Origin of the sequence: Paraburkholderia aspalathi, from assembly GCF_900116445.1 — a bacterium.
Lineage (GTDB): Bacteria > Pseudomonadota > Gammaproteobacteria > Burkholderiales > Burkholderiaceae > Paraburkholderia > Paraburkholderia aspalathi.
Genome location: NZ_FPBH01000051.1, coordinates 13,965 through 26,906, shown reverse-complemented (window position 1 = coordinate 26,906; position 12,942 = coordinate 13,965). Strand labels below are relative to the sequence as shown.

Annotated in this window: 14 protein-coding genes and 1 pseudogene; 10 read left to right on the top strand and 5 right to left on the bottom strand. The window is 63.0% G+C overall.

From position 1 onward, the window contains the following. Positions 1-2 precede the first annotated feature (2 nt). The 6 genes from BM438_RS41725 (at position 3) to BM438_RS41700 (ending at position 5,396) form a co-directional block, all read left to right on the top strand. Positions 3-539, top strand: a complete 537-nt coding sequence (locus tag BM438_RS41725; protein WP_093646875.1) for a hemerythrin domain-containing protein — start codon at positions 3-5, stop codon at positions 537-539. A gap of 323 nt (positions 540-862) precedes the next feature. Beyond that, the gene (locus BM438_RS41720; protein WP_093646872.1) at positions 863-1,417 is read left to right on the top strand and encodes a type 1 glutamine amidotransferase domain-containing protein; all 555 of its coding nucleotides are present in this window, start codon (positions 863-865) and stop codon (positions 1,415-1,417) included. Positions 1,418-1,499: 82 nt separating this feature from the next. Then, positions 1,500-1,901 carry a GFA family protein gene (locus BM438_RS41715; protein ID WP_093646870.1) on the top strand — a complete coding sequence of 134 codons (402 nt, stop codon included), beginning with the start codon at positions 1,500-1,502 and terminating at the stop codon, positions 1,899-1,901. Between the two features lie 66 nt (positions 1,902-1,967). Beyond that, positions 1,968-3,182, top strand: a complete 1,215-nt coding sequence (locus tag BM438_RS41710) for a ligase-associated DNA damage response exonuclease (RefSeq protein WP_244179584.1) — start codon at positions 1,968-1,970, stop codon at positions 3,180-3,182. Then, positions 3,179-4,852 (top strand): ATP-dependent DNA ligase, encoded by a 1,674-nt coding sequence (locus tag BM438_RS41705; RefSeq protein WP_093646867.1) that lies wholly within the window; start codon positions 3,179-3,181, stop codon positions 4,850-4,852. The genes BM438_RS41710 and BM438_RS41705 overlap by 4 nt, the downstream gene beginning before the upstream one ends. Positions 4,853-4,934: 82 nt before the next feature. Further along, a complete protein-coding gene (locus BM438_RS41700) occupies positions 4,935-5,396 on the top strand; it encodes a response regulator (protein WP_093646865.1) in 462 nt (153 codons plus the stop codon). A gap of 22 nt (positions 5,397-5,418) precedes the next feature. Here the strand turns inward: BM438_RS41700 and BM438_RS45180 are convergent, their stop codons facing one another. After that, complete coding sequence (locus tag BM438_RS45180) at positions 5,419-5,796, bottom strand: hypothetical protein (RefSeq protein ID WP_143131851.1); 378 nt, start codon at positions 5,794-5,796, stop codon at positions 5,419-5,421. Between the two features lie 410 nt (positions 5,797-6,206). On the opposite strand from BM438_RS45180, the gene BM438_RS41685 reads away from it, so the two are divergent. Further along, a complete protein-coding gene (locus BM438_RS41685; RefSeq protein WP_093646861.1) occupies positions 6,207-6,740 on the top strand; it encodes a cupin domain-containing protein in 534 nt (177 codons plus the stop codon). Positions 6,741-7,232: 492 nt separating this feature from the next. On the opposite strand, the pseudogene BM438_RS46530 reads toward BM438_RS41685, so the two are convergent. The 4 genes and pseudogenes from BM438_RS46530 to BM438_RS41665 all read right to left on the bottom strand — a co-directional run. After that, a pseudogene (locus BM438_RS46530) lies at positions 7,233-7,433 on the bottom strand (Hsp20/alpha crystallin family protein); the annotation flags it as partial. A gap of 100 nt (positions 7,434-7,533) precedes the next feature. Continuing rightward, the gene (locus BM438_RS41675; protein ID WP_167378535.1) at positions 7,534-8,775 is read right to left on the bottom strand and encodes an MFS transporter; all 1,242 of its coding nucleotides are present in this window, start codon (positions 8,773-8,775) and stop codon (positions 7,534-7,536) included. A 166-nt stretch (positions 8,776-8,941) separates the two neighbouring features. Beyond that, the gene (kce, locus tag BM438_RS41670) at positions 8,942-9,871 is read right to left on the bottom strand and encodes a 3,5-dioxohexanoate:acetyl-CoA acetone transferase (RefSeq protein ID WP_093646856.1); all 930 of its coding nucleotides are present in this window, start codon (positions 9,869-9,871) and stop codon (positions 8,942-8,944) included. After that, positions 9,868-10,434, bottom strand: coding sequence for a cupin domain-containing protein (locus BM438_RS41665; RefSeq protein ID WP_093646854.1), 567 nt, complete (start codon positions 10,432-10,434; stop codon positions 9,868-9,870). Before BM438_RS41665 ends, kce begins: the two co-directional genes overlap by 4 nt. A 165-nt stretch (positions 10,435-10,599) precedes the next feature. On the opposite strand from BM438_RS41665, the gene BM438_RS41660 reads away from it, so the two are divergent. Genes BM438_RS41660 through BM438_RS41650 form a run of 3 tightly spaced genes read left to right on the top strand, consistent with a single transcriptional unit; the run spans position 10,600 to position 12,921 of the window. Next, entirely contained in the window at positions 10,600-11,460 is an 861-nt protein-coding gene (locus BM438_RS41660; RefSeq protein WP_093646851.1) for an ABC transporter substrate-binding protein, read from the top strand. Then, positions 11,457-12,452 carry a fumarylacetoacetate hydrolase family protein gene (locus tag BM438_RS41655; protein WP_093646849.1) on the top strand — a complete coding sequence of 332 codons (996 nt, stop codon included), beginning with the start codon at positions 11,457-11,459 and terminating at the stop codon, positions 12,450-12,452. Before BM438_RS41660 ends, BM438_RS41655 begins: the two co-directional genes overlap by 4 nt. Then, positions 12,445-12,921, top strand: coding sequence for a PaaI family thioesterase (locus BM438_RS41650; protein WP_093646846.1), 477 nt, complete (start codon positions 12,445-12,447; stop codon positions 12,919-12,921). Before BM438_RS41655 ends, BM438_RS41650 begins: the two co-directional genes overlap by 8 nt. The last annotated feature ends 21 nt before the right edge of the window (positions 12,922-12,942 follow it).

Sequence of the window (12,942 nt, the reverse complement as noted above, 5' to 3'; positions counted from 1 at the left end):
GCATGGAAGCGAAGGAACATGTCCAGACGGGGACCAGATCCACCCCGAACGATGCGCTGACCGTTCTTGAGGCGCAGCATCGCGCAGTCGAAAAACTGTTTAAGGCTTTTGAGAGAGCCGCGGACGACGATCTCGAAGCGAAAGCAGCGCTCGCACAGCGTACGTGCGAAGAGCTATCCATTCACACCATTCTCGAAGAGGAACTGCTTTATCCGGCGGCGCAGGAGGCACTGCCTGAAAGCGGCAGGATGGACGTCGAAGAAGCGTACATCGAGCACTTCCTCGTCAAGACGCTGGTAGCGAAGCTGGAAACGATGAAAGCCGGCGAAAAGGGCTTCGACGCGACCTTCAAGGTGTTGAGCGAGCTGGTCGGGCATCACGTCGAGGAGGAAGAGGAAGACCTCTTTGCGCAACTGTGCAAGTCGAAATGCGATCTCCGCGCGCTCGGCGACAGAATCACCAAGCGCGCAGCTGAACTGCAAAGCAAGCTCGATGCTGTCGGCAGCCGGCTGGTCGGCGACAGGACCGACATGCTTTGAAGCGCGAGATAGTGGCGATGACGCGCGACGCTAGTATGAGCGCGACGCGCGTGCCAGCGAAGCGATTGCACTTGCTGCGCCAGAGCCCATGTGCCTGCGTTGGATCGCGACACACGACGGAGTGCTATTGGCCGGCCGAAAATCTCTATCAGCGCCCGCCTGGGGCACGATGTTCCAGGCACGGCGCATGCGGCGGGGCTTGGGGGTTGCTGCTGCACGCAATAGTGCGGTTGCGGCTTTGCGGTTGACGAACCGTCTGAGGGGCAGCGGATTTGTCGCCGATCATCGCGATTCTCTGTAGCTTTTCCAAAGGAGTAGGAGAAATGGCAAAAACACTCGCAGGCTGTAAGGTAGCGGTGCTCGCGGTCGACGGTTTCGAGCAGGCCGAGTTGCTCGAACCGAAGCGCGCGCTGATGGATGCCGGGGCCGAGGTGCACGTAGTATCGGCAAAGCCAGGCAAGATTCAGGGCTTCGTGCATGTGGACAAAGGCGAAGCAGTCGATGTGGACGCCACCTTCGATAAAGTCAGTCCCAACGACTACGATGCGGTCGTGTTGCCCGGTGGCGTGGTGAATAGCGACGCGATCCGTGTGATTCCGGAAGCACAGGCATTCGTGCGTGCTGTCGACGGAGCCAGCAAACCCGTGGCGGTGATTTGTCACGGTGGCTGGTTGCCGATCTCGGCGGGCATCGTCAAGGGCCACAAGATGACGAGCTGGCCCAGTTTGCAGGACGATATCCGCAATGCTGGCGGCACGTGGGTTGACGAGCAGGTTGTCGAGGATGGCAACTTCATCACGAGCCGCAAGCCGGATGATCTTCCCGCATTTAACAGGACACTGATCGAGCAACTTTCGAGTCATTCCCGGCGCGCCTGAGGGGCGCGGCAGCGCCTCCGCGATTGCAACATATCCGCATATCGCTGTGACGTCCAGGGAGTCCGCGAAGGAGGGCGTGGTGATGACACCGAGCGAGCCTGGCGAACAAACTGGTGGATGCGCGTGCGGTTCGGTGCGATTCCGGGTAAGTGCGCAACCCAGGCGAGTCTCCATATGCCATTGCATGACATGTCGGCGAATACATGGGAATGTGTTCGGCGGTTACGCAGTGTTCGAGCGGAGCGTTGTGGAATTTTCCGGCGCCACGCAGGCGTGGCAGAGTTCGCCAGGGGCGCGAAGGTATTTTTGCCCGACGTGCGGATCGGTTGCGTTCATGGAGTACCTCGATAGCGACGAACTGGATCTTCCGCTCGGCGCCTTCGACCGGGTTGGCCCTTATGAGCCGACCTACGAGCTTTGCTGTTGTCACATGGAGCCGTGGCTGCCGGCCGGTGTGCGGGTCGAATATAACGAAAGCAGATAACGAAAGCAGACCGGCGCCAGCCGCGTCATGTGACCCGATACGTTGTGAACGACAGTGGGGTGAGTCATGCCCTTGAGTGACGTTGTGGGGGTGGGAGGATCGCTCGGCGGTCTGTCGAAGATCGAGCCTGACCAGTCGCATCGGGTCAACCGCGGCGACGATAGTGACGACCTCGTGATCGCGCGGCCTGAGGGATTGTATTGCCCGGCCGGTGATTTCTATATCGATCCCTGGCTGCCGGTCGAGCGTGCCGTCATCACCCATGCGCATTCCGATCACGCGCGATTCGGGCACGGGCATTATCTCGCTTCGCATGCTTGCAAGAGCGTGCTGCTGTCCCGCTTACCCGGCATCAGCCTGCAGACGCTCGCGTACGGCGAACGGCTCGAAGTCGGCGGCGTTGCCGTGTCGCTACATCCGGCCGGTCATGTACTGGGATCGTCGCAATTGCGCATCGAGCATCGCGGGCGGGTGTGGGTCGCATCGGGTGATTACAAGCTCGATCCCGATCCGACCTGCGACGCGTTCGAAGTGGTGCGTTGCGACACATTCATTACCGAGTCGACCTTCGGCTTACCGATCTACCAATGGGATACGCCGCAAGTGATCTTCGACGGCATCGATTCATGGTGGCGCCATAACGCCGCCGAAGGACGCGCGTCGGTATTGTTCTGCTATTCGTTCGGCAAGGCGCAGCGCGTGCTGGCGAGTGTCGATACGGGCATCGGGCCGGTCTTCTGTCATGGCGCGGTCGAACCGCTCAATCGCGCATATCGCGAAGCGGGCGTGCTTTTGCCGCCCGTGCGGCTCGTCAGCGAAATCGCGCCGAAAGACAAGGCGGTGTTCAGCCGGGCGTTGATCGTCGCGCCGCCGTTCGCTCAAGGCAGTCCGTGGCTCAAACGTTTCGGCGACTATAGCGACGCATTCGCGTCCGGCTGGATGCGTTTGCGCGGCGCGCGCCGCCGACGCGGCGTCGATCGTGGCTTCGTGCTGTCCGATCACGCGGATTGGCCTGGTCTGCAAACCGCGATTCACGCGACGGGAGCGACACGCGTGATCGTCACGCATGGCTCGGTCGAACCGATGGTGCGCTGGCTGCGCGAGCAAGGTTTAGAGGCGGGCGCATTCGCCACGCAATACGGCGACGATACGGTGGAAGCCGATGCGGCGGGTGGCGACGAACCCGCATCGCAAAGTGCGGCTGATGGACTCGAGCGCAATCAAGCCGGCGCCGGCGATCCCGGCGCACAGGAATCCGACGCCGCCCCGGGCCGTTCATGAAGCACTTCGCCGCTCTCTACACTGCGCTCGACGCGTCCACCTCGACGCACGACAAGCTCGAAGCGCTCACCAGCTACTTCGCTGTGGCCGCGCCTGAGGATGCTGCGTGGGCGTCGTACTTTCTTGCTGGCGGCAAGCCGCGTCAATCGGTGCCGACGCGTCTGCTCGCCGAGTTCGCCCGCGAACGCGCCGGGCTTCCCACATGGCTATTCGAGGAGTCGTATCAGGCGGTCGGTGACCTCGCCGAGACAATCGCGCACATTCTGCCGCCCGCGCAACGCCGCTCCGAACTCGGCCTCACGCAATGGATCGAGCAACGCGTGTTGAGCTTGCGCGGCCTTGCGCCCGAAGAGTTGCGCGCGCGACTTTTCAGCTATTGGGACGAACTCGACTGGAGCGGCCGCTTCCTGCTGACGAAGCTGATTGGCGGCGGCTTTCGCGTGGGCGTCGCGCGGCAACTGGTGGTGCGTGCGCTGGCCGAAGTCGCGGGCGTCGATCATAAGCGGATCGCGCAACGCATGGTTGGTTGGACCGACTCGCAACAGAAACCGGACGCGGCGCGCTATCTGCGTCTGATCGCGCCGCAAGGGGTATCCGACGATGAGCCGTTTTCGTCCGCGCGGCACGACAGCGAACTGGGGTTGCCGTATCCGTTCTTTCTCGCGCATCCGTTGCAGGCCGATCCCGAGACGCTCGGCGATCCGTCGCACTGGCTGATCGAATGGAAGTGGGACGGCATTCGCGCGCAACTCGTCAAACGCGGCGGACGTGTGTGGTTATGGTCGCGCGGCGAGGATCTGATCACGAGTCGCTTTCCCGAAGTCGCCGCTTTGGGTGAGGCCTTGCCCGATGGCTTCGTGATTGACGGCGAAATTCTCGCGTGGGAACCGGGCGCGCTTGCGCCGTTGCCGTTCGCGCGTTTGCAACCGCGCATCGCACGCAAGACGCTGACGAAAAAAATTCTCGCCGATTCGCCTGCCACGCTGCTTGCTTACGACCTGCTCGAAGCACATGGCGGCGATCTGCGCATGAGCCAGCTGGTCGAGCGACGTGCACGTCTCGACGCACTGGCTGCATCGCTCGACAGTTCGTTGGCGCGTGATCTATTGCGCGTGTCGCCGCTTGTGCTCGGGGCCGATTGGCGCGCGCTCGCAGCATTGCGTGACGAGAGCCGCGCGCGCGGCGTCGAAGGGCTGATGCTAAAGGAGCGCGGGTCGATGTACGGCGTCGGCCGAACCAAGGCTTCCGGCACGTGGTGGAAATGGAAAATCGATCCGTATGCGGTGGACGCCGTACTGATTTATGCGCAACGCGGACACGGCCGTCGCGCGAGTCTGTACACCGATTTCACATTCGCAGTTTGGGATGAAGCGAACGGTGTCCGCACGCTCGTGCCCTTCGCCAAAGCGTATTCCGGTCTTACCGATGAGGAAATGCGCCAGGTTGACGCCATCGTGCGCAAGACGACGATCGAGAAATTCGGACCGGTGCGAAGCGTGACACCGACGCTCGTTTTCGAAATCGGCTTCGAAGGCATACAGTCGAGTCCGCGTCATAAGTCCGGCGTCGCGGTGCGCTTCCCGCGCATGCTGCGCTGGCGCACGGACAAACATATCGACGACGCGGATACGCTCGCGATGCTGAAGGGCTTTATCGACGATCGTGGGTGATGGCCCTCGTCAGCGAATCCTGCGGGCTTGCACCAATGCCGGTATGAGGCGCACGTAGGAGCTAAAGGAGATAAAGGAGAAAATGGTGACGCCCGATAATCGATTTGCCGACAGCGAAGACGTCGTCGTCTGGCGACCGATTCAGTATGCGATGGCATCGCACCGCCGGGTGCTGGTCGTGGACGACTACCGGGAAGCGGCGGACGCGCTGCAATTGCTGCTGAATGCCGATGGATTCGAATGCCGGGCGCTCGAAAATCCGCATCTCGTATGCGAGACGGCCTGCGAGTGGCAACCTTTCGCGGTGGTCCTCGACATCAAAATGCCCGGGCTCGACGGCTTTGAACTGGCTCGGCGTTTGCGCACGCATCCGTCGACGGCGCATATGTTACTGATTGCATGCACCGCTTTCGCGTCGCGCGACGACCGTGCCCGGGCCCGCGCCGTGGGCTTCGACGCGCATTGCGCGAAACCCCTGACCCCCGAGCGTCTGTTGCGCGTGCTGGAATCGGCGGCGGCCTTGCACGCAACGCCGCCGCCGTAAAAGCATTCTGCAGCCCTCATCGTTACTTGCCTTTCTGCAGCGTGTCCGGCATTGGCTGATTCACGCCATTCGTACTTTTCGTGCCGTCCGGGTAGTTCGGATTCGTGCCGTTCGGCGTCGTTATATTAGGTGATGCACCCGTACCGGTACCTTGTCCGCCGCCGGTGGCCGTGCCTCCCGGGCTACCGTAGCCGCCCGTGTTCTGTGACGGCGAGTTGCCCGGTCGAGCCACAGTGCCATTCGCTCCCGTTGTTCCGCCTCCGGCTCCTACACCGGTGCCGCCGCCAGTACCCGCAGGCCCGCCGCCGCCCGCTCCCGTGCCGCCTGCCTGTGCATATGCGCCGCCAGCAAAGACCGTCAACAGCGCTGAAACAACCAGTTTCTTCGTCGAGGTTTTCATCGCGAGTCCTCCAGAATTGAGATTTATGTTTAGCGAGCCGATGACGACTCGCCTACGAACGCCGCAAGGCGTATGCCTCACGCAACGGTGTTCTCGCTCCCGTAATAGCTTCGTCCGCAAGGCATGGCGCAATCTGGGCGGCCACCCGCGTCGGCGCCGGCCATCCATGGGTGCACTCGCGGCACGCGCCATGCTGCGCACAGTGATCGAAAACCAGGGCGCCGGAGCCTGCATTCGTGGCGCGGCCGACGCATCGTCTCCTACGAGAGCGATGCAACGAGAAACGTTGACAAGCTTGTGCCCGCAGCGTGGCAGCGTTGTAAGTGATGCGCGGAGAGATGTAATGTTTTCTGCGCGTCTTGATGCGGGACGATGCTTGGCGGATCCACAATTGCGGGAGCGGGGCCGATATGCGACATGAGCAGACGAGAGAACCGGGACATTACGAGGCGTTCACACTGGGACCGCGCGACTGGGTGCCGAACAACCGCAAACTTGCGGTGGCGATATATCGATCGGCATTACCGGGCAGCCGCGCCGAGCTGGCCACCGAATTCGAAGCGCTTTTCAATCACAACCAATGGCCACCGCAATGGCGCGACGGTATCTTTGACTACCATCATTTCCATTCGACCGCGCACGAAGTGCTGGGCATTGCGTCGGGCACGGCCGACGTCATCGTCGGCGGCCCGGGCGGCAAGGTGATCACCGTGCATGCGGGCGACGCGTTGCTGCTGCCTGCCGGAACCGGGCATTGTTTGCAGGCTTTCGCCGGTAATTTGCGCGTGGTGGGCGCGTATCCTGCCGGCCAGCAATGGGACATTCGGCGCGATAGGCTCAAGCCGGCGGAACTCGCGGCAATGGAGTCGCTGCCGTTTCCTCCGAGCGATCCGGTGTTAGGCGAACGCGGTCCGGTCATCGAGCAGTGGCTCGGCGCGGCTTGAAACCGGACACGTCGGGATGTGATTTACGGGCTCTGTTGCAAATGGGTTCATCGCGGCGCCGAGGCGAATGCCGAGCGGTGCATTGTCGAATCCGGACCGTCGTGCGCACCATCATCGCGACAATGTCGCTGATCGTGCGCGCCGGATCGAGTTCTTTGGAGACGCTTGAAGTCGCCGAGGAGCATCCTATCCGACGCTGGCGACTCGATGTGATAGGCCTGCATTCGCGGAGCAGAATCTCCCTCCGGGGTGGTGGTGGAAAACGCTCAGGGCGCGCATATTAAACATGGTGGTTTTTCGCAGACAAGATGCCGTAACGCGGGGGAATCAGTGGCTCGCCGCGGCGGGCGAGCTACTGGCCGCCGAATCCGCATTAGCGGCACCGCCGGCTTTGTCGGCTGGCTTGCAGCCGGCACAGAGGGCGACGACAGCCACAATCAGCAGGGCGTCGGCGCAACTCCGGGAATAGAGCGCATGTAACATCAGAGGTCCTTATTTCAGGAGAAGATGCAATGGTCCCAGCAACGCTCGGACCTGAGTCGCCGCGACGCTTCGAGTTCTCCCGACCGAAACCAGCAGACAGCGAGCGACGTAACGTGCCTGCACATTATCGGGATCGGCCCGTTGCGAAAGCTCGATCACGCGCCGGAACGAGCCGCTGAATCGCTCCTGCGCATACTGCCGTGCTCTTTCCCCCGGAAGGAACGGGCAATGGCCCCCGCTCAGTCGCTGCGTTGGGGCGATGTGGAGGAAAGTGAGCGGCTGTGTTTCTCGCTGCGGACGAGTGAGGGCATCAACCCGGTGAAACACCTTTTGCTTGTGCCGCGTGCACCGATTCGCGGGGCCCACGCTTCGCAAGCGTCAGGATCAGGACGCCGACAGCCATGCCTGCGCATACCAATGCCATCCATGCGACCGTCTGGATAAGTCCACCGGCAAACCTGCCAACCGATTCGACGACGAGCGGACTCAGGAAATTACCGAGGAAGAACGATCCCATATAGCCGCCGGTCGCGCGACCGCTTTGCGCGAACGGCACGCGCGCGAGTGTCCAGGTGCCGAGTAGCGGAAGCGCCATGCCCGCGCCCGCTGCGGCGAGAAAGGCACCCGCAACTGTCGCGTTCACGCCTGTGCACGATGCGATGACAAAGAAGCCTGAGGCAAGCAGTCCGAATGCGACGACCAGAAGCCGGTTGATAGGCCATCGCGCGAGCCGGTGAAAAACGAACGAACCCACCGGAATGCCGGCATTGGCGATGGCGCCGCCGAAACCAAGAATCGCCGGTGCCGTCACGCCGCGCGCGGCAAGCAGAAAGCTGATCTGCACCGGCACGACGAAGAACATGACGGACGCGAAAAGGATCAACAGGCACAGGGGGCCGACCTCGCGCCAGGGAAAGGGCAACTTCTGCACGGGTGCATGCTCAGCATGCGTTTGCTCGGGTTCCCAGATCATCACCGCGATGAACGGAAGGAACAGGATCGCGCAACCGTAGACCAGGAACGGCGTTCGCCAGCCCGCCGCGAGGCTGCCGAGCCCTCCACCCACTGCGAACATCAAGGCAGCCACGACGGAGGCTGACGCGTGCTGCATCGTCAGCCATTTCTGTCGGCGCACACCGGAAAAATAATTGGCGACGAGCGCGGTGGCGATCGTGACAATGGCCGCTTCGGCGAGACCGATCACCGCGCGTGAGGCGGCGATCGCGTAGAGGTTTTTCAGCCAGAACGGCAGGACGCCGGCGACCGCGTAGATCGCGACCGCGACCAGATAAAGTCGCTTGCGTCCGAACGCGTCGACCAGCGATCCGACCAGTGGGCTGAACAGCGCGATCATCAGCGCGGGAATGACCAGCACGATCAGGGTCAGCACGTCCACATTCGGCACGCCCGCATAGTCGTGCCGCATCTGCGGAAGCACAGGGGCAATCAGCACCGCACCGGTCGAGGAGAGCCAGCAGCTGGCCATCAGGAGCCAGCCGTGCCGCGCGCCGGCTATGCGGGCCGGCCCGGCTTCGGGGGAAAGATGAGTCATGTCGTCTCCAACGTTCTTGTATTGGCTGCTCCTGGCGCAGCGCGCCAGGAAACGTGTCATCGTCTGCAAACAGAACAACGGACATCGAACACCGGGTCCGGGATCACTGCCGGCTTTTCTGCCGGTCCCGCGCCAGCGACCCGGAAGAAATTCATGTCCGGTACTACTAGAAAGCAACCTCGTCGTGGCCCTTCAGATCGAGCATCCGTCTCGCTTCGTCCGGCGAGGCGATCTCGATGCCCAGTTCGTCGAGAATCCGGCGAATCTTGCGGACCTGATCGGCGTTGCTTTGCGCAAGCTCGCCGCGGCCGATATACAGGCTGTCTTCGAGGCCGACCCGTACGTTGCCGCCCATCAGGCTCGCCATCGTCGCGACAGGCATCTGATGCTTGCCGGCTGCCAGCACGGACCAATGGTAGTCGTTGCCGAACAGCCGGTCAGCCGTGCGCTTCTGATGGAGCAGGTCCTCGGCGTGGGCGCCCATCGCGCCGCGCAGGCCGAACACTGTCTGCACGAAAAGCGGCGGCTTCACGAGACCCTTCTCAAGGAAGTACTGCAGCGTGTACAGGTGGCCGACGTCGTAGCACTCGAATTCGAAGCGCGTGCCGCCGGCCTGTCCGACATGCTCGAGAATCCACGCGATGTCGTCGTAGGTATTGCGGAAGATCAGCCCGCGCGTGCCCTTCAGAAAAGGCACTTCCCAGTCGTGACGCCATTCGCGCTCGCGTTCGGCCATCTCCGACAGCACGAGGTTGAGCGAGCCCATGTTGAGCGAGCACATTTCGGGCTTGAGCGCGCGGCCTGCCGCCGTGCGTTCCTCGATGGGCATGTTCGGACCGCCGCCGCCCGTCGAAATATTGATGACGGCATTCGTCGAGGACTTGATGGCCGTGACGAAGCGCCGGAAGATTTCGGGGTCGCCGGAGGGGCGGCCGTCCTCGGGATTGCGGGCGTGCAGGTGAATGATCGACGCGCCGGCCTCGGCAGCCGCGATGGATTCGGCTGCGATCTGCTCCGGCGTGACCGGCAGAAACCGCGACATGGAGGGCGTATGAGCGCCACCCGTCACCGCGCAGGTGATGATCGCCTTGCTCATAGCGGCTCTCCTTCGACGAGATCGAGCAGCACGAACGCCATCCGGCACGGCTTGTCCGAGCGGTTCGCCCAGCTGTGACTGGTCGCGCGCTGGATCAGGACGTCGCCGGGGCGCATGAGTGTTTCGCCTTCGTCAAGCAGCGCCCAGATTTCGCCTTCGAGCACGATTGCGTAGTCCAGCGACTCCGTTTTGTGGAACCAGAAATGCCGCGCGCCGGATTTGTCGCGCACGCCGCTGTCGTCGAGGAACTGCTTGAGTTGAGCTTCGTCGTAGTTCCTGTCAGGCGGAAAATCGACGATGCGCAGCAGCGAGCCGCCTTTCGAATGGAAGGCGAACGCCTGACCGGCCGGCGCCGGATCGTCGCCCGGCGCGCGCGCTTCGCCCGTCGCCCAGACCACCTGCGCGAGCGGCAACCCCGGCCGGTTCGTCCGGTTCGGTGTGGGTCCGTCTGAGACAAAGCAGGACTTGCCCTGTGCATTGATGCCCGTGACGATCCGCCGGACCGCGCGATAGCCGTCTGCGTCTGCCTGCTGCACCCCGTGATTCTTTACCAGCGTCTCCATGTTCTCTCCATTAACGAGTCGTATCGTATCGTTAATGAGTCCAAGTTTCCTGTCAATAGGGAAAAGGATGAGATATTTTTCGGCATTTTTTGGCCCTGTTCGCGCTTGACAAATATGAACGGTCCGTTTTGTAATGGCGGCATTCAATTACAACGGTCGGGATTCATGGAGACACAGAAAATTCGCGTGATGTGGTTCGTGCCGCCGCTGCTTGCCCTTGTCGCGAGTCAGGACGCGCAGGCAACCGCTATCGGGGCCGAACGCAACCGCTCGTCCGATCAGCAGTTTGATGCGCTCGTGGCCGGGGACGTGGACGCCGTCGTGACGTCGATGGATAACGTGATCGGCTGGAACCGCCGCGCGGGTCCGCGGGACTTTCGCGTCGTCGCGCAGATCGAGCGAACCACGCCGTTGACGGTGGTCGCGCGGCCGCAACTGCGCAACCTGCAGGATCTGCGTGGCGCGAACCTGCTGGTCGATGCGCCGGATAACGGCTTCGTGGTTGCGCTCAGGGCCATGCTGCGCGATGCGGGTATCGAATCGGACTCGGTCCGCCTGACGCCCGCGGGCGGCGTCAAGGAGCGCTTCGACGCGCTCGTGGCGGGACAGGGCGACGCAACCCTGTTAGGGCCGCCATTCGATTCGATGGCGCAAGCGGCGGGGCTCGCTTACATCGCCAGCGTGCAGGACATATACGCTGACTTTCCCGGGCAGGGCATCGTCGTGCGCCAGGGCGGCGAGGCGAACACCGGGGTCGCGGCGTGGCTGCGAGCGCTGGAGCGTGCCCGCCGGCGCGTGAGCGGGAATGCGGAAGTTGCGAGACAGGCGGTGCTGGCAGCCGGCTTTCCGGGCGCCGTTGCGGATGCGATGATCGCGCAGAACCCTGATTCGCTGCGTCCGACGACAGCGGGCGTCGCGCTGCTCATCGCGCATCGCCGCTCGCTCGGTCTCGCGGGTGCGGACAATGACTATTCGACCATCGTCGACGATTCAATGATGGAGCAATACACGGGAGGACAGCAGTGAAGCAATACGCGCTCGGAACGTTTTCGGTGGGGGACGGTGCCCGGTTTGTCGGCTTCGTCGTGAATGATCGCGTGGCTTCGCTTGCCGAACTGGCAGCGCGTCATGGCGAACGCGATCTGGCGAACGCGCCCAGCGTGCTCGCGCTTCTCGAGACCTGGTCGACGAGCGAGCCCGCATTGGGTCGCCTCGCCGCGCAGGTCCCGGGAAAAGAGGGCGGATGGTATGCGCTGTCCGATTTGCATACCCACCCGGCCGTCGATCTGCCGCGCCAGATTTTTTGCACGGGCGCGAACTACCGCAAGCACGTGGTCGATTTGACGGTGGATGCGAAGGTCGGTCCCGACGGACTCGACGAAGCGGGGCTGCGGCGCTGGGCAGAGGCCATGATGGATGAACGGCTTGCAAGCGGCGAGCCGTACGCATTCACGAAGCCGGTCTCCGCTGTCTCCGGGGCGTTCGATCCGCTGGTGCTGCCGGTCACGACGGTGAAGCCGGACTGGGAGCTGGAGCTGGCCGTCGTCATCGGGCGCGGCGGCTACCAGATTCCCCGCGAACAGGCGCTGGACCATGTGGCGGGTTACACCATCGCCAACGACATCTCCGCGCGCGATCTCATCCCGCGCACCGACTACAGGATGCTGGGCACCGACTGGCTGCGCTCGAAGGGGCAGCCAGGGTTTCTGCCACTCGGGCCGTATCTGGTGCCCAAGGCATTCGTTCCCGACCCGCATCGTCTGCAGATGCGGCTCACGGTGTCGGGCCAGGTCATGCAGGACGAGACGACCGCTGACATGCTGTTCGGTATCGAGCGGCAGATCGAATATATTTCCCGCTATTCGCGGCTGCTGCCCGGCGACGTGATCTGTACCGGTTCGCCGGCTGGCAACGGCACGCACTACAACCGTTTCCTGCGCGACGGCGATGTGATGGAAGCCGGGATCGAAGGGCTGGGCCGCCAACGACAGATCTGCGTCGCGCAACAGGATGGCTGACGTGACCGAGGCGACGGCACGTCGCGACAATCCCGATCGCGCCTTTCTTCACGATCTTCTGTCGACGCAGGCGCGGGACGTCCCGCTCGATATGAATCCCGTGTTGGTCTCGCTTGGCGCCACGTTGCTGGTGGGCAGCGGTGAAGCGCTGTCCATCCGCTTCACCGCGCCGGAGTACTCAGTCCAGGGCAATGGCGTGGTATCGGGCGGCACGCTTGCATCGATGCTCGATCTGGCGATGGCGCTCGCCTTGCTCGCGCAGCTTCCGCCCGGCCGCACGTGCGCAACCATCAGTCTCACGGTCAATATGATCGAGCCGGGATATGTCGGAGACTTCGTCGCCGATGCCCGCGTCAAACGTCTGGGCGGACGCGTGTCGTTCGTGGAAGCCGATCTGCACGATGCGACGGGAACACGGCGCGTTGCCACTGCCACAGCCCCGTTTGCGGTGTTCGATGTGCGCGCCTGATTTCACACGTCGCCATCCTGC